At 46.0% G+C, this 21,583-nt stretch carries 24 protein-coding genes; 7 read left to right on the plus strand and 17 right to left on the minus strand.

Annotated features, from left to right (window positions below; translation table 11 throughout):
- Window positions 1-25: 25 nt before the first annotated feature.
- Window positions 26-298 carry a DNA-directed RNA polymerase subunit omega gene (rpoZ, locus tag L3Q72_RS00605; RefSeq protein ID WP_171753509.1) on the minus strand — a complete coding sequence of 91 codons (273 nt, stop codon included), beginning with the start codon at window positions 296-298 and terminating at the stop codon, window positions 26-28.
- Window positions 299-357: 59 nt separating this feature from the next.
- On the minus strand, window positions 358-981 hold the full coding sequence (gene gmk / locus L3Q72_RS00610) for a guanylate kinase (protein ID WP_275130776.1): 624 nt from the start codon (window positions 979-981) through the stop codon (window positions 358-360).
- Window positions 982-1,281: 300 nt separating this feature from the next.
- Between gmk and L3Q72_RS00615 the strand changes: the two genes are divergently transcribed.
- From L3Q72_RS00615 to L3Q72_RS00625, 3 genes are read left to right on the plus strand one after another with little or no spacing between them, the layout of a single operon-like run.
- Window positions 1,282-1,830 (plus strand): ECF-type riboflavin transporter substrate-binding protein, encoded by a 549-nt coding sequence (locus tag L3Q72_RS00615; RefSeq protein ID WP_275130777.1) that lies wholly within the window; start codon window positions 1,282-1,284, stop codon window positions 1,828-1,830.
- 6 nt (window positions 1,831-1,836) lie between these two features.
- On the plus strand, window positions 1,837-3,528 hold the full coding sequence (locus tag L3Q72_RS00620; protein ID WP_275130778.1) for an ABC transporter ATP-binding protein: 1,692 nt from the start codon (window positions 1,837-1,839) through the stop codon (window positions 3,526-3,528).
- Window positions 3,525-4,364 carry an energy-coupling factor transporter transmembrane component T gene (locus tag L3Q72_RS00625; protein ID WP_275130779.1) on the plus strand — a complete coding sequence of 280 codons (840 nt, stop codon included), beginning with the start codon at window positions 3,525-3,527 and terminating at the stop codon, window positions 4,362-4,364. The genes L3Q72_RS00620 and L3Q72_RS00625 overlap by 4 nt, the downstream gene beginning before the upstream one ends.
- 283 nt (window positions 4,365-4,647) lie before the next feature.
- Here L3Q72_RS00625 and L3Q72_RS00630 read toward each other — a convergent pair whose 3' ends face one another.
- Window positions 4,648-5,514 carry a YicC/YloC family endoribonuclease gene (locus L3Q72_RS00630; RefSeq protein WP_275130780.1) on the minus strand — a complete coding sequence of 289 codons (867 nt, stop codon included), beginning with the start codon at window positions 5,512-5,514 and terminating at the stop codon, window positions 4,648-4,650.
- Between the two features lie 191 nt (window positions 5,515-5,705).
- On the opposite strand from L3Q72_RS00630, the gene rph reads away from it, so the two are divergent.
- Window positions 5,706-6,422, plus strand: coding sequence for a ribonuclease PH (gene rph / locus L3Q72_RS00635; protein WP_275130781.1), 717 nt, complete (start codon window positions 5,706-5,708; stop codon window positions 6,420-6,422).
- Between the two features lie 57 nt (window positions 6,423-6,479).
- Complete coding sequence (pyrE, locus tag L3Q72_RS00640; protein ID WP_275130782.1) at window positions 6,480-7,121, plus strand: orotate phosphoribosyltransferase; 642 nt, start codon at window positions 6,480-6,482, stop codon at window positions 7,119-7,121.
- A 147-nt stretch (window positions 7,122-7,268) separates the two neighbouring features.
- Here pyrE and lpxM read toward each other — a convergent pair whose 3' ends face one another.
- From lpxM to coaBC, 5 genes are all read right to left on the minus strand, one after another.
- Complete coding sequence (gene lpxM / locus L3Q72_RS00645; protein ID WP_275130783.1) at window positions 7,269-8,222, minus strand: lauroyl-Kdo(2)-lipid IV(A) myristoyltransferase; 954 nt, start codon at window positions 8,220-8,222, stop codon at window positions 7,269-7,271.
- A 12-nt stretch (window positions 8,223-8,234) separates the two neighbouring features.
- The gene (lpxL, locus tag L3Q72_RS00650; RefSeq protein ID WP_275132053.1) at window positions 8,235-9,185 is read right to left on the minus strand and encodes an LpxL/LpxP family Kdo(2)-lipid IV(A) lauroyl/palmitoleoyl acyltransferase; all 951 of its coding nucleotides are present in this window, start codon (window positions 9,183-9,185) and stop codon (window positions 8,235-8,237) included.
- Window positions 9,182-9,772 (minus strand): nucleoid occlusion factor SlmA, encoded by a 591-nt coding sequence (gene slmA / locus L3Q72_RS00655; protein ID WP_275130784.1) that lies wholly within the window; start codon window positions 9,770-9,772, stop codon window positions 9,182-9,184. Before slmA ends, lpxL begins: the two co-directional genes overlap by 4 nt.
- Window positions 9,773-9,913: 141 nt before the next feature.
- Entirely contained in the window at window positions 9,914-10,369 is a 456-nt protein-coding gene (gene dut / locus L3Q72_RS00660; protein ID WP_275130785.1) for a dUTP diphosphatase, read from the minus strand.
- A gap of 126 nt (window positions 10,370-10,495) precedes the next feature.
- On the minus strand, window positions 10,496-11,695 hold the full coding sequence (coaBC, locus tag L3Q72_RS00665) for a bifunctional phosphopantothenoylcysteine decarboxylase/phosphopantothenate--cysteine ligase CoaBC (RefSeq protein ID WP_275130786.1): 1,200 nt from the start codon (window positions 11,693-11,695) through the stop codon (window positions 10,496-10,498).
- Window positions 11,696-12,024: 329 nt separating this feature from the next.
- Between coaBC and L3Q72_RS00670 the strand changes: the two genes are divergently transcribed.
- Window positions 12,025-13,698 (plus strand): methyl-accepting chemotaxis protein, encoded by a 1,674-nt coding sequence (locus L3Q72_RS00670; RefSeq protein WP_275130787.1) that lies wholly within the window; start codon window positions 12,025-12,027, stop codon window positions 13,696-13,698.
- Here L3Q72_RS00670 and mutM read toward each other — a convergent pair.
- From mutM to radC, 7 genes are all read right to left on the minus strand, one after another.
- Complete coding sequence (mutM, locus tag L3Q72_RS00675) at window positions 13,688-14,509, minus strand: bifunctional DNA-formamidopyrimidine glycosylase/DNA-(apurinic or apyrimidinic site) lyase (RefSeq protein ID WP_275130788.1); 822 nt, start codon at window positions 14,507-14,509, stop codon at window positions 13,688-13,690. The two genes, L3Q72_RS00670 and mutM, sit on opposite strands and share 11 nt — an antisense overlap.
- Window positions 14,510-14,666: 157 nt before the next feature.
- Complete coding sequence (locus L3Q72_RS00680; RefSeq protein WP_275130789.1) at window positions 14,667-15,134, minus strand: hypothetical protein; 468 nt, start codon at window positions 15,132-15,134, stop codon at window positions 14,667-14,669.
- 208 nt (window positions 15,135-15,342) lie between these two features.
- A complete protein-coding gene (locus L3Q72_RS00685) occupies window positions 15,343-16,668 on the minus strand; it encodes an AAA family ATPase (protein ID WP_275130790.1) in 1,326 nt (441 codons plus the stop codon).
- Window positions 16,669-16,859: 191 nt separating this feature from the next.
- Window positions 16,860-17,027 carry a 50S ribosomal protein L33 gene (gene rpmG / locus L3Q72_RS00690; protein ID WP_004405486.1) on the minus strand — a complete coding sequence of 56 codons (168 nt, stop codon included), beginning with the start codon at window positions 17,025-17,027 and terminating at the stop codon, window positions 16,860-16,862.
- Between the two features lie 13 nt (window positions 17,028-17,040).
- Window positions 17,041-17,277 (minus strand): 50S ribosomal protein L28, encoded by a 237-nt coding sequence (rpmB, locus tag L3Q72_RS00695; protein WP_021704597.1) that lies wholly within the window; start codon window positions 17,275-17,277, stop codon window positions 17,041-17,043.
- Window positions 17,278-17,633: 356 nt separating this feature from the next.
- A complete protein-coding gene (locus L3Q72_RS00700; RefSeq protein WP_342752149.1) occupies window positions 17,634-17,987 on the minus strand; it encodes a four helix bundle protein in 354 nt (117 codons plus the stop codon).
- 60 nt (window positions 17,988-18,047) lie between these two features.
- Window positions 18,048-18,722 carry a DNA repair protein RadC gene (gene radC, locus L3Q72_RS00705; protein WP_275130791.1) on the minus strand — a complete coding sequence of 225 codons (675 nt, stop codon included), beginning with the start codon at window positions 18,720-18,722 and terminating at the stop codon, window positions 18,048-18,050.
- A gap of 630 nt (window positions 18,723-19,352) precedes the next feature.
- Here radC and L3Q72_RS00710 point away from each other — a divergent pair.
- Window positions 19,353-19,892 carry a hypothetical protein gene (locus L3Q72_RS00710; RefSeq protein WP_275130792.1) on the plus strand — a complete coding sequence of 180 codons (540 nt, stop codon included), beginning with the start codon at window positions 19,353-19,355 and terminating at the stop codon, window positions 19,890-19,892.
- Between the two features lie 64 nt (window positions 19,893-19,956).
- Here the strand turns inward: L3Q72_RS00710 and L3Q72_RS00715 are convergent, their stop codons facing one another.
- Both L3Q72_RS00715 and L3Q72_RS00720 read right to left on the minus strand, forming a co-directional pair.
- Entirely contained in the window at window positions 19,957-20,901 is a 945-nt protein-coding gene (locus L3Q72_RS00715; protein ID WP_275130793.1) for a nucleotidyl transferase AbiEii/AbiGii toxin family protein, read from the minus strand.
- Window positions 20,891-21,430 carry a hypothetical protein gene (locus tag L3Q72_RS00720; RefSeq protein ID WP_275130794.1) on the minus strand — a complete coding sequence of 180 codons (540 nt, stop codon included), beginning with the start codon at window positions 21,428-21,430 and terminating at the stop codon, window positions 20,891-20,893. The genes L3Q72_RS00715 and L3Q72_RS00720 overlap by 11 nt, the downstream gene beginning before the upstream one ends.
- Window positions 21,431-21,583 lie beyond the last annotated feature (153 nt).

Raw genomic sequence — 21,583 nt, forward strand, 5'->3', positions numbered from 1 at the left:
AAGGTTTTTTACTGATAAATACAGATTAACGGCTGTGAGCGATGCTGCTTACTGCTGCTAGTTCTGCTGCTTCCTGCTCTTGCTGCTCCTGACGCTCACGTGCATCAAGAACTTCCTTAGTGATCAAACCTTCTTCGATTTCACGAAGAGCGATAACCGTTGGCTTATCGTTCTCTTCAGGCACTAGTGAATCTTTACCGCCAGTTTGCATCTGACGAGCGCGGCGTGCCGCAATTAGAACAAGGTCGAAACGGTTGCCAACTTTTTCAACTGCGTCTTGTACAGTTACGCGTGCCATGAGGACTCCCAATAGTTAACTAAAAATTGATATGACGAGAAATTATACACTCTAATAGCTTATTCAGCCAATAGTGCTTTTAACATGCCGCTGTATTTAGCCGCTTGTTTATCTTGTTTAAGACGTTCTGCCCTGATAATGGCTTTAAAATCCATCAGAGAAACATCAAAGTCATCATTAACGATGACATAATCGTATTCATCGTAATGAGACATTTCTGATTTTGCTTCGCTCATGCGCTTGGCAATAACAGCTTCGCTATCCTGACCACGGGTATTCAGACGACGTTCCAGTTCACCGTTAGATGGTGGCAGGATAAATACGCTTTTCGCCTGTGGCATCTGTTCACGAATCTGACGGGCACCTTGCCAGTCGATATCCAGAAAAACATCAATGCCTTTTTCCAGAGTCTCTTCGATCCATACACGTGAAGTACCGTAGTAGTTACCAAACACTTCAGCGTACTCAAGGAATACACCCTGTTCGATCAGCTCTTCAAACTTCTCTTTCTGAATAAAGTGATAGTGGACCCCATCTTCCTCACCAGGACGCATACCGCGAGTGGTGTGAGAAACAGAAACCTTCATTGCATAAGTCGGGTTCTTCTCCAGCAATGCATTGATTAAGCTGGATTTACCTGCGCCACTTGGTGCAGATACGATGTAAAGAGTACCTTTAGCCATCTCTTAATTCTTCCACTTTGTTTTGAAGAGTGCCGCTGATTCGCGGACCTATATAAAGATAGTACTGGCATCTGGCTTTATATACCAGTGCGCAGAAAAATGGAGGGGGAGGGTAGCATAAAGTTTGATCATTTCTCAACTTAAGTCTGAATTATCACTGTTGTCTTTGGAATTTAAATATGTCTGGTAGTCTAGACGTCTATCGTTCCAATTGTGCCTGTAGTGATTTATAATCTCCGCTAATTTGTTAGTGGATCTAATTGTCCTGATTAATTTGAGAAAATCACAAAAGGAATCGATATGAACTTGTCAGCAAAAACAGTAGTAGTGATTGCTATTGGTGCGGCTCTGTATGGCATCGGTGGTCTTCCGATGTTTGGTATACCGGTATTTGCGAATACAACGCTAAAACCTGCAATGGCTATTCTGGCTCTGTTCTCTGTGCTTTACGGACCAATTGTCGGCTTTTTGGTTGGTTTTATCGGCCACTGGGTTACTGACCTGTTTGCTGGCTGGGGTGTCTGGCTGACCTGGGTTCTGGGTTCAGGTATTGTTGGTCTGGTTATTGGTCTGTTCCCTTCTATTACCAAGAAACGTCTTGCTGAAGGTCTGTTTGAAACCAAAGACTTTATCATTTTCGTGGTTCTTACTTTGGTAGGTAATGTTGTGGGCTACGGCTGCTCTGCATTTCTGGATACAGTGCTGTATGCAGAACCATTTACTAAGGTGTTCACACAGCTTGTTATCATCGCTGCAGGTAACAGCGTTCTGATTGCTGTTGTTGGCTTCTTTATTCTGAAGTCTGTTGCAAAGCGCAACCAGCAGAGCCGCAACCTGACAGAAGAATAATAGTTAATGACGATCGAGTTTTCCGAGTTTTCATTTCAGTATGACTCACTAGACAAACCTACTCTTAAAAATATCAATCTGCGGATTGAGAAAGGTGAGAAGGTTGTCATCGTTGGCCCTAGCGGTAGTGGAAAATCTACCCTGGGGCAATGTCTGAATGGTCTGATCCCTCATTCAATCAAAGGCCGCATATCCGGCAGTCTGAAGATAGACGGCAAGGATACACAGCAGTTTGATATGAATGCCTATACCGAGAAAGTCGGTACGGTATTGCAGGATACAGATAACCAGTTTGTTGGCCTGAGTATCGGTGAAGATATTGCGTTTGCCCTGGAAAACCAGCTGGTCAAAAGTATCGATATGTATCCGGTAGTTAAGGCGACCGCTCAACTGGTGGACCTTGAAAACATGCTGGAGCACTCTCCGCATGAGCTTTCGGGTGGCCAGAAGCAACGTGTCTCCCTGGCTGGCATTTTGGTTGATGAAGTGGATGTTCTGCTTTTTGATGAGCCTCTTGCTGCTTTGGATCCGAAAACCAGTAAGAAAACCATCGACATCATAGATAAGCTGCATTCAGACAGTGGAAAAACGGTCGTTATTATTGAGCATCGTCTCGAGGATGTACTGTACCGCAACGTAGATCGCGTCATATTAATTGATGGTGGCGAAATCATCGCAGATATGACGCCGGATGCACTGCTTTCATCGCCGCTTCTTGCAAAGCATGGGATCAGAGAGCCTCTCTATCTATCTGCTCTTAAGGCTGCCGGATGTCGTATTCAGGAAAGCGATAGCCCGTCCAGACTAGGGAATATGCCGGTTTCGGAATATATCGGGCCGGTATCTGAATGGTATTGCCAGCGCACTCATCCGGTGGGTAGCGCTGAAGCCGGGCCTTTACTGAAACTAAATAACCTGAGCTTCTCCTACGATGGTGAAGAAAAGGCGCTTGATGATGTGAGTTTTCAGGTCAGCAAAGGCGAGATGGTTTCTATTCTCGGCAAGAATGGCTCTGGTAAATCAACCCTGACCAAGCTGGTTATGGGGGTGATTCAGCCAGATGAAGGCTCGATCGAGATTAACGGCGAAGATCTGTCTGAGCTGTCGATCTTTGAGCGCAGCCAGAAGGTGGGCGTGGTAATGCAGAATCCGAATCATATGATCTCGCATCATATGATTTTTGATGAGGTTGCTTTTGGCCTTCGTAACAGAGGCTATAAAGAGTCTGTTATCAAAGAGAAGGTTCTCAACGTTCTTGAGCTATGTGGCTTGAGTAAGTACCGCAACTGGCCTGTGGATGCACTGAGCTATGGTCAGAAGAAACGTGTCACTATCGCCTCAATTCTGGTGCTGGAACCTGAAATACTGATCCTGGATGAGCCGACAGCCGGGCAGGACTACAAAAATTACACTTCAATCATGCGCTTTGTTCAGAAATTGAATAAAGAACATGGCATTACGGTGATTGTTATCTCCCATGATATGCATCTGGTTCTGGAATACACCACCCGCTCTGTTGTTATCTCTGATAGCTGCTTAATCGCAGATGCTCCGATGACAAATGTATTTTCCGACCCGGAATTGCTCGGGAAGGCCAACCTGGCATTAACCAGTTTGTATGAGCTTGCTGTTGCGATGAATATTGATGATACCGATGCCTTTATGCAGCACTTTATTGATCAGGAGAAGGCCGCGTGAAGGACTCTAAAATCTCTTTCGGTATTAACTATATAGATACCGGCTCACCGCTGCATAAGCTTAACGGTATTACCAAGTTTATGCTGTTTATCGCCTGGACTACCGTAGTGCTGATTACCTTTGATATCAGAGTGATTGCTGCTTTGCTTTTGTCCGGCTTAGCTCTGTTAAAGCTATCAGCAGTACCCTTCCGAATCTATAAGCCACTGCTGATTGCGGCAGCAAGTGTTCTGACACTAAATGCGGTATTTATTTATCTGCTCGCGCCTCAACAGGGAACAGAATATCTGGGCAGTGAAACTGTGCTGGTGAGCATGCCCTATGGCTACTCTGTTACACAGGAAACCCTGTTTTATCTGGTAAACGTAACCCTGAAGTACTTCAGCATGTTCCCGATTGCGCTGGTGTTTGTATTTACCACCCATCCAACAGAGTTTGCTGCCAGCCTGAACCGCCTGGGTGTTCCGTACAAAATCGCCTATGCGGTGAGCCTGACTCTGCGTTATCTTCCTGAGATCAAAAAAGATTTTGTAAATATCATGCACGCTCAGCAAGCCAGAGGTGTGGAGCTATCGAAAAAGGCACCTCTGTTTTCCCGGTTCAAGAATATTGTCCGGATACTTGGACCTTTGATTTTCTCCAGTCTGGATAAAGCAGAAGACATCTCAAATGCCATGACATTACGCGGGTTCGGCAGGCATAAGAGCCGTACCTGGTATAGCTTAAAACCGCTGGGTAAAGTTGATGCCGTCTGGATGCTGGTTATGCTGACGGTTGTGGTATTGGCTATTACTAAGCGAGTGATGGATGAGCAGTTGTTCTGGTATCCGTTTTAGTGCTTTGCAACTTGTGTCATCGTCGGTGTCACCAAAATTTGTCGAGCAACCTAGACGTCATTAAGTATCCCTAATTTGACAGTAATGTATATATTTGGAGGTTTTTTATACATGAAAGGTTTTATGTGTATAGATAACCCCAAAAATTATACATATTATAAAAATAGGCATAAGAAATTTGCATTCTTATGCCTATAAATAAACTGTACGCTGGTGGTAGCTACTAAATAACTCTGCCACCAGCCTTTAGAACTACTGCTAACTAACAGGTTTGGGGGAAAGCTTATTCTATATTCTGGATCTGTTCCCGCATCTGCTCAATCAGCACCTTAAGCTCCACACCAGAAGCCGTGATGTCCGTACTGATAGACTTAGAAGCCAGCGTATTTGATTCGCGGTTGAACTCCTGCATCATAAAGTCCAGACGACGGCCGCAGGCTCCACCTTTTTTCAGGATGTTGGTGGTTTCTTTTACGTGTGAGTCCAGGCGGTCAAGTTCTTCGGCTACATCGACTTTTTGCGCCAACAGGATTAGTTCCTGCTCTACTCGTGATGCATCCAGCTCGATTTTTGCCTCTTCAAACTTAGAGATTAAGCGTTCACGTTGCCACTCAAGAATTTCAGGCATGCGGTTGCGAACCTTAACCACCTCTTGCGTGATTGCAGACAGACGCTGTTCAATCAGCGCCTTCATGTTATCGCCTTCACGGCCACGGGCTTCGATAAAGTCGGTTACCGCTTCATCAAACGCGCTCAGCAGATCCTGATTTACCGCATCCATATCCTGCTCTGGTGTTTCCATCACACCCTGCCACTGCATAACCTGAAACGGGTTGATGCGGCTTAGCTCTCCGGTCATATGCATAACCTGCTCGGCAGCCTTGATAACCTGATTTGCCAGTGTTTCGTTGATGGTCAGCACGCCCTGAGCTGCTGGATTTGCTTCAAAGCGCAGGTGGCATTCAACCTTACCGCGTGCAAGACGTTTACGGAAACGCTCGCGAAGAATTGGCTCTAGCCCCCGGAATTGCTCTGGAAGGCGGAAGTAAGTTTCAAGATAGCGCTGGTTTACAGAACGAATTTCCCAGACTGCGTTGCCCCAATCACCTTTCACTTCTTTGCGCGCATAGGCGGTCATGCTGTAGATCATTGAAATACCTTTTTTGTCATCAGGCTTCTTAGAATTGGTAAGGCTGATAACCTGTTAGATTAGTTTGGAATTGCCGACATGTTAGCACAGTTTCATTGCCAGCATGCTTTGAAAATTGACTGCTACTATGAAGAGTGTAGTAATTCCTATATAATTCTGCGCCAATTGTGTCCCCTTATTAGGAAATTTTCATGCGTCCAAACGACAGAAAACCAGAACAAGTTCGCCCTATCAAACTGACCCGTAACTACACAGCGTATGCGGAAGGCTCTGTGCTGGTAGAGTTTGGTAACACCAAGGTGCTTTGTAACGCATCTGTGGAAGAAAATGTTCCTCGCTGGCTAAAAGGTCAGGGCAGAGGCTGGGTAACGGCTGAATATGGCATGCTGCCTCGTGCAACTCATTCGCGTAACCGTCGTGAAGCTGCCAGTGGCAAGCAGGGCGGCCGTACAATGGAAATCCAACGCCTTATTGCCCGCAGCCTGCGTGCAGTGGTTGACCTGGAAGCCATGGGCGAAATTATGATTACCGTTGACTGCGATGTAATCCAGGCAGATGGTGGTACCCGTACCGCTTCTATCTCGGGTGCAAGCGTAGCAATGGCTGACGCGTTCAAGCATCTAGTGAAGGCTGGTAAGCTGAAAGCTAACCCGATGAAGGGTCATGTTGCTGCAGTTTCTGTTGGCATCGTAGGCGGAGAAGCACTTTGTGACCTTGAGTATGTAGAAGACTCAGCTGCCGACACCGATATGAATGTTGTGATGACAGAAGAAGGTAAGATGATCGAGGTTCAGGGTACTGCAGAGGGCGAACCTTTCAGCCATGCTGAACTTCTTGAGCTTCTGGATATTGCTCAGAAGGGCATTGCCGACATTGTCGAGATTCAGAAGTCGTCGTTAGAAGATTAATTTTTAGATAGCTCCTTTTTAGGGGCTATTTTTTTATATGAAGGAAAGAGGAATACCATGAAAGCATATCAGCGTGAATTTATTGAATTTGCCCTGGAAAAGGAAGTTCTTAAGTTTGGTGAGTTTACTTTGAAATCGGGCCGTAAGAGCCCTTACTTCTTCAACGCTGGCCTGTTTAATACAGGCAGAGACCTGGCTCGCCTTGGTCGCTTTTATGCTGCGGCTCTGGCTGACTCGGGCATTGAATATGATGTGCTGTTTGGCCCGGCTTACAAAGGCATCCCTATTGCAACAACAACAGCGGTTGCGCTGGCAGATCACCATGATGTGGATACGCCATACTGTTTTAACCGTAAAGAAGCGAAGGACCATGGTGAAGGCGGCAATCTGGTAGGCAGCCCACTAGAAGGTCGCATTATGCTGGTGGATGATGTAATTACAGCGGGTACTGCGATTCGTGAGTCTATGGAAATCATCAAAGCGAATGGTGCGGATCTGGCTGGTGTTCTGGTTGCTATCGACCGCCAGGAGAAGGGCAAAGGTGAGCTTTCAGCTATTCAGGAAGTTGAGCGTGATTTTGGTTGTGCAGTGATTTCTATTGTAAGCCTGACTGACCTGGTTACTTATCTTGAAGAGAAAGGCGATAACGCTGAGCATCTTGAAGCGGTTAAAGCGTATCGTGCGGAGTTCGGGGTCTAAAAACCTCTAAGCAACAACCCCTCCTAACCTCCCCTTCGATGTAACTTCTTCGAAAGTCCGGCCTTTAGAGGCTAAGGGGAGGAACTTTTCTCTGCACCATTGAATTTATGGATAAGAGTTAACTTCCTTGAAAAGAGGAAGTGCCCGTTAATCGTAAATCTGCGACCCATCCCTTTGTGTCTTCAGCAGCGCCAGATTCCACATATACTGCTCAGGCCTTGGTGTAACCAAATCTTCAATCGCCTGATTCATCCTTCTTGCATCTGTCTCTTCATCACCGGTCGGGAAGTCTTCAAGTGCTGGCAAAATGTGTACTTCATACTTACCGGTTTTATCATTGTAAGCGGGAAGTACAGGAACCACTTTAGCTCTGGAAAGCCTTGCCATCTTACCGAAGCCTTTCAGCGTCGCTTTTTCCGTGCCGAAGAAAGGCACAAACACAGAGTTCGCCGCACCATGGTCTTCATCTGGCAGCCAGTAACCCACATAACCATCTTTGATGGAACGGATAAAAGGCTTGATACCAGCGCTGCGGGCAAAGATGCGTCCGCCATACTGCATACGCTGAACATGCATCAGCCAGTCACCGATAGGGTTTTTCTGAGGCTTCATAATGGTTGAGATTTTGTAGCCTCTTGCGGCCAGCATTATCGCCGGATAATCCACCGCCCAGGCGTGCGGAGCAAGAATGATCACTTTCTCGCCCTTATCCAGATAAGGGATGATGTTCTCTTCCCCAATCATCTCGCCACGGTTCTGGTTATGTTTAGTTGAGCGGACAAGAAGCTCCGAGTAACCAAGCATAAACTGAGTCGCCTTGGCAAAGCAGCCGTAGAGCAGTTCCTGAACCTCCTGCTCGCTTTTTTCAGGAAAGCATCGGGTCAGATTTGTTCTGGTCCGGCGGATAATTCTTCCGTTGCGGTTTACGATAACTTTTGAAAGTGAAGCGGCTATCTTGTCTCTGATTTTTGGTGGAATAAACGCCAGCAGTACTGCAAACACCATTCCCAGCCAGGTAGGCCAGTGTTTAGGGTGCAGAAACTCCCATTTAAAAGTGGGGTTATATAGATAACTGTCGATACTGTTTTTATTGTTGGTCATGCAACCGGAGTCCTAAAGATAGCGTTCATTTGTTCTGTCGTGATCAGGCATGGATTTGAAGCGTTTATGCAGCCACATCCACTGATCTAGCCCTCTTAGGATAACCTTCTCCATATACTTATTCATAAGTGCAGCAGCGGCTTCCATATCCTTTTGAGGATAGATTTCATGCATGGAGTCATCCAGGATGATTTCGTACTTACCATCCTTAGTTCTGAATCCAGAGCCGGAGATAATAGCGCAATGGCTAGGATAGGCAAGAATACTAGGACCAGTGGTTGTACAAGCTTCCTCAACAGCAAAGAAAGGTACGAATACAGATTTGTTATGACCGTAATCGTGGTCCGGAAGATAGAACAGACGCTGGCCTTTACGCAGAACACGGATCATCTCTTTCAGGTCTCTGCGGTCTACTAAAGTGTTGCCGTTATGCGTTCTTCCCCAGTACTGAATAAAGTCGTAAGCCGGGTTGGTATGCGGACGGTAAACACCATGACCAGGCATGCCGGCAATACCAAAAGCTCTTGCCGCAATTTCCAGATTCAGGGCGTGAACAAAACAGAGCAGGGCACCTTTACCCTCTTCTTCATAGCGGGAAAGTTGCTCCATGTTTTCATAGGTCAGAAAACGCTTCAGACGCCAGGCAGGCCAGAACCAGGCAATTCCTGTTTCGATCAGAGCCATACCTGTGTTTTTGAAGTTCTCAACGACGATTGCATCAATCTCTTCTTTTGATTTCTCAGGGAAAGAGAGTTCAAGGTTGCGTGATGCAACATGAACACGCTTCTGGCCGTATTTCATGCCTATTTGGCCGATTTTACGCCCTGTAAACAGAAGAACTCTGTAGGGCATAATATTTACAAAAAGGGCCAGAAAGCCAAAACCAAGCCAGACACCCCAGTTTTTAGGGTGCAGCAGAGAGATGGTGAAAGTTGGTTTGATGCTTCTTTTACTCATATTTATTGAATTTGAGCACTGAGCAGTGCCCAGTAATCCTCAAAGTTTTCCGTTGGCTTATATTTAAAATCTGAACGCACGAACCGGTTCAGGCTGCCTTCAACCTGGCCCAGCAGCTGTGCCGCAAGTATTTTCTCATCCACAGGGAATGATTTGCCCTCACGCAGCTTTCTTTCTCTCAGAATCTGTCTTAGCTGAGTTTCAATGCGTTCAAACAGCTGGTTGACTCTGCCTCTTAAGCGCTCATTTTCGAACATTAGAGCATGACCAGACAGTATTCGTGTCAGGCCTGGGTTTCTTTCAGCAAAGACTAGAATCAGCTGTAGCACAAGTCTCAGGCGCTGAAGGGTATCCTTTTCATCATCAAGAATACGGTTGATTCGTGGCATAATTGCCTCTTCCATAAACTCGATTAAGCCTTCAAACATACGGGCTTTGCTTGGGAAGTGACGATATAAAGCTGCTTCTGAAACGCCAACCTGCTTAGCAAGTTTTGCTGTGGTAATACGGGATGCGCCTTCATTAGATTCCAGCATATGGGCCAGAGCCTGAAGAATCTCTTCGCGACGATTGGATTTTCTCGTGCCGGTCATGTACCAGTTCCTTTAATTACATTACTACTTCAGGACAACCATTGGTCCCAGAACATCATTCTAACAATAGTTCGTAGCTTTTCAGTTGAATAGGTAAAGAAAATGCGCGAATTTTTGAATTATTCGCGCATTTTTAGGCGCTTATTGCTTACCTGAGTGACCAAAACCGCCTTCACCGCGTTTTGTCGCGTCGAAATCGTCAACAATGTTGAACTCTGCCTGTACCACAGGAACAAAGACAAGCTGAGCAATACGATCACCGGGTTCGATGGTGAATGTAGTCTGACCGCGGTTCCATACAGAAACCATCAGCTGACCCTGATAATCAGAGTCGATAAGACCAACCAGGTTACCAAGTACGATACCGTGCTTATGGCCAAGACCAGAGCGAGGCAGAATAGTCGCAGCAAGATTGTGGTCGTTAATATGAATCGCCATACCGGTAGGAACAAGGTGAGTCTTACCCGGCTCTACGGTCAGCGCTTCGTCAAGGCAAGCTCTCAGATCGATACCAGCCGAGCCTTCTGTTGCGTAGGTTGGTAGTGGGAACTCGCCGCCGATGCGGGAGTCGAGGATTTTTAGGTCGATTTGTTTCATGGGTAAAAGGGCCCTGGGGTTCTGGGCCCTGGGCCCTGGGAGTTAGCTGGTGGGGTTAGGTGAAGAGTATTTCACCCAGGTACCAGCAGGCTGCGAAGCAGCCGAACCCAGGGCCTAGGGCCTTATTTACATTAACTCTGAAATTTTCTTAAGTATTTCCGCCGCCAGCGTTTCCTTCGCATCCAACGGCAACTCCAACTCTCCATCCTTCCAATAAAGATGCAGTGCATTATTGTTGCTGTTAAAGCCCTGTCCTTCGACTGAGACATCGTTGGCGCAGATCATATCAAGCTTCTTGCGCTCCAGTTTACTGCGGGCGTATTTTTCTACGTCCTGTGTTTCAGCCGCGAAGCCTACAGTAAAGGGGCGGGACTCTTCAAGTGCTGCGACGGATGCGACGATATCCGGATTTTTCACCATGGTGACGGACATTGAGTCTGAATCGTCGGTTTTCTTAATCTTTTGTGAAGAAACGGCTTCCGGACGATAGTCGGCAACAGCGGCGCAGGCAATAAAAATATTGTTGCTGGCTGTATTTTCCATGACGGCGTCATACATGTTCTGAGCGCTGTCCACATTGATGCGGTTTACACCTTGCGGAGTTTCAAGGCTAACCGGACCACTTACCAGTGTTACTTCAGCACCAAGCTGAGATGCGGCTTTTGCAAGAGCAAAGCCCATTTTTCCTGAGCTGTGATTGCTGATGTAGCGGACCGGATCAATGGCTTCACGGGTTGGGCCTGCAGTAATAAGAACGGATTTACCTTCTAACAGCTTCGGCTGGAAGTAGTTTTCGCATAGTCCGACAAGCTGCATTGGCTCCAGCATTCTGCCTTTACCTACGTCGCCACATGCTTGCTCACCGGCTCCCGGTCCCCAGATATGCATACCACGGCGTTTTAGCGTGGCGATATTTTCCTGAGTGGCCACATTGTTATACATCTGCATATTCATAGCAGGGGCGACGGCGACTTCTGCTTCTGTTGCCAGCACAAGTGTGGAAAGCAGGTCATTACCCATGCCGGCGGCTACGCGGGCGATAAGGTCGGCAGTAGCGGGTGCCAGAAGCACTAAGTCTGCCCATTTGCCCAGCTCAATATGGCCCATTGATGCTTCTGCTGCCGGGTCAAACAGGCTTTCTGATACCGGCCTTCCGGAAACGGCCTGCATTGTCAGAGGGGTAATAAATTCCTTTGCTGCCTGAGTCATCACAACATGTACCGTTGCGCCTCTTTCTGCCAGACGGCGGGTCAGCTCTGCACACTTATACGCAGCAATACCACCGCTGATACCAAGCAGGATCTTTTTGCCTTCTAATGTTCGCATTGATAGGTTCTCCAAAATTCTGAGCAAACCATACCACAAAAACGGGTAATTACAGGGAGATATATGTTCAGAGCCATTCATTCTCAACGGATAGGGAGTTTTTTTATCTAGAGTTAAAGCCCCAAAAGAAAGTTTAACTAACTATTGGCATGAATTTTTAGCGTATTGCATCACATATTGTGAGCTTTATATGTATTTTGCTACAGAGAGATATACCTGCAGAGCACTTTCAGGCTTAATATTGTGTGCACTAAAAAAACGCTCATGAAACGAGCATCTATACTTACAAAAATGCAATTAGCCCTAGTCTGATAACTGGAGATGTGGTGATGAACCTGAAAAGCCGCGGCAAGTTACTGTCAATTACAATTATTCCTCTTATTCTTATAACTGTTTTGGTCACGGGGGTGTTTTACTGGAATGGTCAGCGAGACCTGGTAGAACAGGCACAGTTATATCGTGAAGAGTTGATTAATACGCACAAAGCAGAGCTGAAAGCGCACCTTAGAATGGGCAGAACAGCGATCAAGGCGCTTTATGATGCTGACCAGAACGGTGAGAATATTGAGGCTGCCAAAGTTATTCTGAACAATATGCGCTTTGCCGATGACGGTTACTTCTTTGCCTATGATTCCAAAGGCGTGAACACCATGCACGCGATTAAGCCTCAACTGGTAGGGAAAAATCTTTACGGGCTTAAGGATGATAACGGCGTTCCGGTTATTTCGGGTCTGATTGATGCTTCAAAGCAGGGTGACGGATTCCTTTACTTCTCCTGGCATAAACCTTCTATTGACGCGCAGGCACCAAAGCTGGGCTATGCAGAGTACCTTCCAAAGTGGGACTGGGTTCTTGGTACCGGTATCTATATTGATGATGTGGATAAGATAGTGGCTCAGTACAGAGAACAAAGAGAAGCGAACATTATGGCTGATATCAGTTTCGCTGTTCTGATCTCGGTTGTTGTTCTGCTGATTGCTGTTACGGTTATCAGCCTGGTGGTGAGCAAGAGTCTTACTCCACTAAGAAATATGGCCGAAAAACTGAATGATATCGCTCAGGGGGGCGGGGATCTGACCAGCCGTCTTGAAGCCAAAGGTAATGATGAAGTTGCTCAACTGGGGCAGGCATTTAACACCTTTATGGATAAACTGCAGCCGCTTATCAAAGATATTCAGGAAACCTCTGTCACTGTTATGCAGGCTGCAAATGATATTGACTCGCACACATCTCACTCCAGTAAGACGATGCAGCATCACAGTCAGGAAACAGAGAAGGTGGTAACCGCTGTCACTCAGATGGCAGCGACATCCCGCGAGGTTGCCAACAATACCAACTCCACTTCTGCGGCGATAACGGATGCTAACCAGCAGATCCAGGATGCTCAGAGAGAAGTTGCAGAAGCCATTAACAGTATCAATGAGCTGGTTAATGAAGTGAACGTGACTTCAGATGCGATTGAGTCACTTAGTGATCAGACAAACCAGATTACCAGCGTAATTGAGGTTATCGGCGGAATCGCTGAGCAGACTAACCTGCTGGCGCTTAACGCTGCTATTGAAGCCGCCCGTGCCGGTGAGCAGGGCCGCGGCTTTGCTGTTGTTGCCGATGAGGTTCGTTCGCTGGCAAGCAGAACTCAGGCCAGCACCGAAGAGATCAATGAGATGCTGACTGCGCTTCAGGGCGGCGTTAAGAAAGCGGTAACCACTATGGCGGCTAGTCAGGAGCGCGGTGAGAAGACTGTTCAGGACTCTTCCGTGATTCAGGACAGGCTGGCTGGTATCGAAGGTTCTGTTAGCACCATCCATGATATGGGTATTCAGACAGCCTCAGCTGCGGAAGAGCAAAGTGCTGTGGCAGAAGATATCAATCAAAATCTGGTGTCGATTCAGCAGATAGTCAGTGAACTAAGCGAAGATCTTCAGCGTTCTGAGGCAATCAGTTCATCGCTGGCTCAGTCTGGTTCGCATGTGAATGATTTGGTGGGAAGCTTTAAGGCCTAATCTTTGGCTGGCAATCCGCACAAAAATAACTGTTCCTCTGCCCTATCTTAAGTTGTTGGATAGGGCTGCCACACACAGGGCAGGGCTCACCTGCCTTGCCGTACATCTGTAGCTCCTGAGCAAAATATCCCGGCTTGCCATCCGCTTTGGTGAAATCCTTCAGTGTTGTTCCACCTTGCTTTATAGCGGTTTTCAGAACCTGCTTAATTTCTGCTACCAGAGTTGTCCATTGTTCTGGTTTCAAAGTCCCTGCCGGTGTTTGCGGATGAATACCGGAAGAGAAAAGAGATTCGTTGGCATAGATATTCCCGACCCCTACAACAATCTTGTTATCCATAATAAACTGCTTGACCGCCGTTCTTTTGTTTTTGGCTTTTTCAAGCATATATTCAGCAGAAAAATCAGTTTCCAGAGGTTCTGGTCCTAAGCTACCCAAAAGCTCATGAAGCTGATCACCCTCCTGCCAAAGCCATGCCCCAAACCGGCGAGGGTCGTTATATCTCAGCAATTTACCGCCCGACAACACAAGATCCACATGGTCATGCTTCCCGGTCGGAAAGCTGTTATCCAAAACCCGAAGTGACCCCGACATACCAAGGTGGACAATAACAGTCCCGGTTTCCACACGAATAAGCAGATACTTAGCCCGACGGCTGATATCAATAATCTTCTGCCCGGAAAGCTGAGAAATTTCACCAGGCACCATCCAGCGCAGCTTAGGCTGACGAACGATGATTTCTTTGATGGTTTGGTTTTTTAGGTGGGGGGTTATTCCCAGGCGGCTGACTTCTACTTCGGGGAGTTCGGGCATGGGGAATCCTTTTTGGGCCCTGGGTTTCTAGGCCCTGGGCCCTGGGAGTTTCAGAGGGCGGGTGAGCTATCGAATCCGAGGGGAAACATTTTTATATAACTTTCAACTAACTTCCCAGGGCCCAGCAGGGCGAAGCCCGAACCTAGGGCCCAGGGCCTTAAAACGGAAACAAATACCCCTCATCCACCGAAACCGCAATCCACTTCTCCTGCCAGTTCTTCATCAACCAGAACTGCGGTGTCTGATAATAGGTAATACGCTGAGGCTCTTCGACTTCCACATACCAGACCTCTATCGTCTGTGCATTTGGTAGAGTCGGTTTGAGTTGGGTGAAGGTGCTTTCTGTTACCTCTGTTCCCACAAGGGATTTCCAGCGCTGTACCAGCTCAAGTGCCGAGATAGAAAGATCCTTTGTTGCAACCCAGTTTGTCCCATCCCGCTTTAGAGACCACTTTGCAAAATCAACCTGAAGCAGATTTTTTTCCTGACTTAGCAGATAAGGGTACGGGCTTAGCTCCTGCTCATCAAAAGCAGACTTCAGGATGTTCGGCAGATTCAACGCCACAATAAAGATGATGATGCAGAGTATGAGTAGATTGTTCCATCCGCGGCGGGAGAGTTTCATGGGCATAAGGTCCTGAGTATTGATCAGGCCCTGGGTTTCTAGGCCCTGGGCCCTGGGAAAGCTTAATAGCTTTTAATAATGCTTATTTTAGCAAGCAATACTAATTACATAAATGGTACTCTAGCTTCAGAAGCTATCTATATTTTCCCAGATCCTAGCAGGGCGAAGCCCGAACCTAGGGCCCAGGGCCGTATTCAGAAGGTTTTCGTTAATCAGTATTCCTAAAGTGCTCAAGCAAATACCCCGTATAGTAAAGCGGAATAACCACATTCTCTTTCTCAGTTACGGGAGACCCTTGAGTCCCTGTAAGCTTGATTATCTTATGAGGATTACACTTATTTATATAGGATTGTAGTGACTTCGCTCGGGTTCTTTTTCCGCTCTTTACTTCGACAGGGATTATGCGGCCAAGGTCATCTGTAATGATGAACTCAATTTCTGCACGGGCGTCTCCCCAGGAAAAGCTAGGCTCGATACCCAATGCCGTTATTTCTTGCTGAACATAGTTTTCGGCGACATAACCTTTGTATTCATAACCTTGCTGCTTTATTTCTCGGTAGCCAGTGCCAAGCATATGGTTCAGAAGTCCGACATCGAAGAGAAACAGCTTAACTGCATTCTCTTTCTGATATGCTGCCAGCGGAGACCGGGGGGATCCATCAATGGGATGGTTTTTCAAAGCAAGCCTGCACTTGTGCAACCAGGTTATTGCACTCTCATACTCAGCATAGCGGGACTTACGTTCGTGGACTCCTTTAAACTTGAATCGCTTTACGGAGTCGTCATAAACAGAAGAAAGTTGGGCAGGTATGCTTCTAAATACGGACTCAATCAATGGTGCATCTACTTTTCCCGAATACTTTCCGAAGTCACGTATGTAGCCTTCAACTAAGTTTCTATGTACTTCAGATACAGATTCAATCCGTTCGATTATGCTTGAGCTTGATTTCTCGAACCAGGAGTTTACGGCTTCAGGCATACCGCCAACAAAGTAGTAATCAGTAAGCAATTCAAATAGTTTTGTGTGAGCAGCTGGAGAATTTAGTTGCTGTTCATAGGCTTTCAAAAGAGCTTTCTCTTCAGAAGCCCATAAAAACTCTTTAAACGTAAGTGGTCTTAGATTGTGTTGCTCTACTTTCCCTACAGGAAATGATGTCAGTAAGCCGATATTTGACCCGCTTGCTGCTATGTAAGCTTCAGGAGCCTTTTCTGCAAAGTATTTCAGAGCGGTTACTGCTCTTGGACATTCTCCGATTTCATCCAGAATGAGGAGATCGGTGGATGACTCGAAGATCTCTCCGGTTAAGAGTTCGATATTCGTGATAATGTCTTCAGGACTAAGGGAGCCAGCAAAAGCTTCCATTAGCTCAGGGCTTTCTAAAAAGTCGATTCTCAGAACATTTTCAAAAGTGCTTCCCAACAATTCCTGCAATAGAAACGTTTTTCCAGTCTGCCTGGCACCGTCAATAAGTAAAGGCTTTCTGGTTTTCTTCTCTTTCCAGATGATTAGTTTTTCAAGTAGTGCTCGTTTCATCTGCTTACCTCGCGCCTCTGACTTAGTTGAGTGCTACACTTTTATGCGCATAAAAAAGGATGTTTTCACACTTTTATGCGCATAAAAGTGTAGCATGGCCGATTCGCTTTGACGAGAGATGAAAGAGTTGAATGAGCGGACATAAAAAAACCCAGTCTTTCGACTGGGTTTTTGAGAAACCTGAAAACCAATTACTTGATTTTTGCTTCTTTGTACATAACGTGCTTGCGAACTACAGGATCAAATTTCTTGATCTCGAATTTGCCTGGCATGTTACGCTTGTTCTTGTCAGTTGTGTAGAAGTGACCAGTACCAGCAGAAGATACTAGACGGATTTTCTCACGAATGCCTTTAGCCATTGTTCAATTCCTCTTATACGTTCTCGCCACGAGCACGGATATCAGCAAGAACAGCATCGATGCCTTTCTTGTCGATGATACGCATACCCTTAGCAGTTAGACGTAGTTTAACAAAGCGCTTTTCGCTCTCTACCCAGAAACGATGAGTTTGTAGGTTCGGCAGAAAACGACGCTTAGTAGCATTTCGTGCGTGTGAACGGTTGTTACCCGTTACTGGACGCTTACCAGTTACTTGGCATACTCGGGACATTTAAGTCTTCTCCAAATCGTTTCAGCTCGATATCAACCTTGGTGGCCGAACCTCTCTACCCATTCCAAGTAGAATGTGTCGAGGTCAAAAACCGTTATGGGAACCCATACAAGGCTATCAAAGGTCGCGCATTATACTAACTTGACGTGCAGAGCTCAAGACCCGAACAGATCCTTTTTACAGGATTTCGTGATCTTTTTTTGAGCAGAGCTGAATTTGTGTTCAAAAAATAGTGGGCGGATTGTAGCAGAAATTTGAGAAATGATAAGTGTTTTTTGGGGGAGGGCCCTGGGTTATGGGCCCTGGGCCCTGGGAAAACGGCATTTTTCTGAAATATTTCAGTCTATCTTTATGATTTACAGGACTTTTCCGCATCTGTGTTTAATTAATGATGCAAGTAGTCTGCTTACTCGTCTTGTTTTATCCTCCAGTTGAAGAAAAACTTCTTCATCGATATATCCAAAAGAGCGGGCTAGCATTATTTGTGTTAGCAATTCACCATTAGATCCCTTCGCAATATAAAGGAAACGAATTGACTCTCTCAATGTTTCTCGCTCTTCTCCTTCAGCTATGTTCGATGCAACTGACACCGATGACCGTCTCATTTGATCTTTAAGCCCAAAATCTCTGAAGTTGCGCGTATAATAATTAATCATTTGCGCAAGCTCAAAACTCATCTGCCAAACCACCAACTTCTCAAAGTTCATCATAACAAACACCCCTTCACCAAGTGCACTTTCCCAGGGCCCAGGGCCCAACATCCCAGAGCCCTATACCCACCCCCGCTCCGCAAACGAAACCATCTCCCCATCCCCCACCACAAAATGATCAAGCACCCGAATATCAACCAACCCCAGCGCATCAACCAGCCTCCTCGTAATCCTCCTGTCCGCCTGACTAGGCTCCGCTACCCCCGATGGATGGTTATGAGCAAGAATCAAAGCGGCAGCTCCGTGATACAGCGCTCGCTTAACAACCTCCCTCGGATAAACGGAGGCGGCGTCTATCGTCCCTTCAAACAGAACTTCATCTTTTATTACCCGGTTCTGGTTATCTAAGAACAGAACATAGAAAGCTTCCCTCTGCCGGTCTCTCAGAATGCTGGCAAGGAACATTTTGGTTTGCTGGGGACTGTTAAGGGCATCATCCCTCGTCAGGGTCTCTGCGAGGTATCTGCGGCTCATTTCCAGTACGGCTTGCAGTTGCACGTATTTAGCTTCCCCAAGGCCTTTATGGCTGCAGAATTCACTTTCAGTGCTGTTAAACAGGGCCCGAAGAGATCCAAACTCATTGATAAGAAAGTCGGACAGCTCGATAACGTTCATGCCTTTTACGCCGGTTCTGAGAAATATAGCCAGCAGTTCGGCATCGGATAGCGCTTGTGCTCCGCGCTTAAGTAGTTTTTCCCTTGGTTGGGATTCAAGAGGTAATGATTTGATTGACATAAATTTCTCCTTTGCTTTCCAAAGAGGGAAGGTAAAACGCTCCCTCGTTCCCATACATCTCCCGCGTGGGAATGCATACCGGACTTACCGGCGTAGGCCTTGGCTGTACCTCTCTGCCGGTTTCGTTTCCTACTCTTTTAGTTCAACTTACTTTTTTCCCGATTATGCCCTTGCAAAAGAATGAGAAAGTGTGGAAGTAGTACATTCTGCGTGACACCTCTAACCAAGATATGCATTCCCGCGCTGGAGCATGGGAGCGAGAAAAAAGTTCACGATCAATATCTAAGATAGTCATTCTTAAATTCAGTCAAAGCTTAGTCTGGATATGGCTACAATTGTTGATGTTTCAAAGTTGAATGGCTACAATTGTCGATGTCGGGAGGCGCTTATCGGAAAGCATCATTCAAAGAAGGATATAGATAAGGCTCTGGATTACGCGATTAAATGTGGTTGGACGTATGAAAACAGCAAAGGGCATCCGGCAGGAATTCTCAAGTGTAACAACGAGAAAAAGTGCCACCGCTATTCTATTCCGTCTACTCCAAAGAATACTGGGAATTGGGCTAGAAGAATCTACCGGTGGGTAGATGAGTGTAAGTAATGAACCTAGCCTCCTTTGGGAGAAGTATCATGAAAATGTATGAGTTCACACTAAATATTGGCAACATTTCGATCTGTAGTGATGAGGACTTACTAAATGTGTCAGCAACGATTTATGAGCAAATAGATGAGGACACATTTGTAGGATCTATCGATGAAGCCATGTTTATTGAGTTTGAAAGAGAAGCTGAATCACTGGAGTCAGCGATTATTCGGGCTATCCGGGATGTGGAGTCAATCAAAGGTTATGAACTGGTTGTTGCCTCTGTTGAGGGTGATCTTGTCAGTTTAGGTGAAGCAGCTGCGATAACCGGAGTTAAAAAGCCAACGCTTTCTAAATACAGAAAAGGTCTGTTCGGTGGCGGTGGTTTTCCTGCTCCGGCCCGGAAGATAGCCAAAAAAGATCCTTTATGGCGTCTGTGGGATATTGCTGAATGGCTATATGCCAAAGGCAAAGTTTCAGAAAGCACAGTAACAAGCGCAAAAACCATCAGTCTGGTAAACAATGCGCTTGAGGTGAGAAAATATCAGTCAGATAAAGAGTACAGCCATATCATTGCTGCACTGTAAAGATAGGTAGAGAGTTATTACGGTAATTGCTGGTATAACTCTCTACTTGGAATGATGAATTAAGCTACAACTTAAACTCGAGCTCATCTTTTGCTGTATTGTTTAGCTGTCGCTTAGCCTGACTTAGTATCTCAACCAGGTTAGACACTAGGTAATCTCGAAACTTGTCTTTTCCAAGTGTGCGCTCATAAGCATCACTACTTAAGAATCGGCTCATCTCTTTATCGAACTCTTTACCGTGCACAATATCTTTGATAGAAGCGATTCTGTCATCCAGCATTTGGGTAAAATTCTTAATCTTGTAGTCAGCTATCTTCTTCTCGATTAGGTCCTTGTCTATGTTTGCACCTTCTTGCTTTAACCACATTAGATCCCAAATATCTCTGTGACGCACATATCGCTTAGTTGCAGGAAGAGAGATAATCTTGTTAGCCATGACTTCATCTAAAGACTCTACATACACAAGCGTATCCCTGTAACCGTCAGGTAAGAATTCGTAGTTCTGCTTTAGCGGTAGTGGCGATTTAGTGTAAGCAGGAATATTAGCCACTTCGAGTTTAATTCTCTGCTTGGCAATATCTTTTTGTTCCGGTGCAGTGATGATAGCAATCTGCCACTTATCAATTCTTAGCTCTGCGTATTTAGGGTCTTCTTTTAAGGCGTTCGGTTCTTTTACCGTCACCTCCAGGCCGTATCTGTTACCGATATACTTTTCGATGACATCTTTCATTTTGGAAAGCGATTTTGTATTGAAGTCATACCCACCAGCAAAATCAAGATCTTCACTGTATCGACTAGAGCCATAGCATAGCCGCAGACTGGTACCGCCCTGAAATACAACATCATCCAGCATCCCAGCCTGATCGAGCGCAAACAGGATGTCGTAATGCAACAGTTCTTTTTCGATTACTGGCTGATTATGAGCCCGGCTATCTGAACTATCTCCGGTCTTGCTTGCTTCTACAGCTTTAGCTACCAAGGCTTTAAAGTCTTCCTGTTCAGTCGTCATACATTGCCTCCATATCGATCAAATGGGTATTTCTACCCACACGCTTAAGATCTCTTAGTGCTGCTGTCTTTTTGGCCATTTTAAGTGGCCTGTCAGCTTGGAAGATATCATCAAGGATACTTTTAATAGAACGCTTAGTGTGGGTGAACTCAATGACACCGTAATTGGTTTTGTATACTCCCTTAACACCAGTGGTCATCAGAGTCAGCCTATCGATTGGGATTTGGGAAATCACCCCATATGCCGACAGTGCCGATTCCAGGCTCACGTAATTGAATTCACCACGTCTCAGTGCGGTAGCGATTAAATCAAGGGTTTTCGCAGTGTATCTATGCCGGGATAAACTATAGACATAAACACCTCTCGCTACGCGCTCCAGAACAGCGCTCTTAACAAGCCTGGCAAGGCTGTCATTTAGTGACCGTAGTGAGTCTTCGTGAAAAATCTTTACCAGGTCTCTATGTAAGAATACGTATCTGCCTTTGGCATCAAGCTCACTTAGTCTATTGATTGCGATTTCTTGTTTCATAATTAAGTGGTGAGTTATTACGCTTATAGGTAGTATAACTACCTACTTATTGTTCTTCAATTTTAATAAGTGGAGAGTTATTACGGTAATATGCGGTATTACTTACCACTTAGGTAAACGTGGGTATGAAAGGCTTAGCGAGTAATTGCAAAG

The sequence above is a fragment of the Vibrio sp. JC009 genome, from assembly GCF_029016485.1.
Classification (GTDB): Bacteria; Pseudomonadota; Gammaproteobacteria; order Enterobacterales; family Vibrionaceae; genus Vibrio.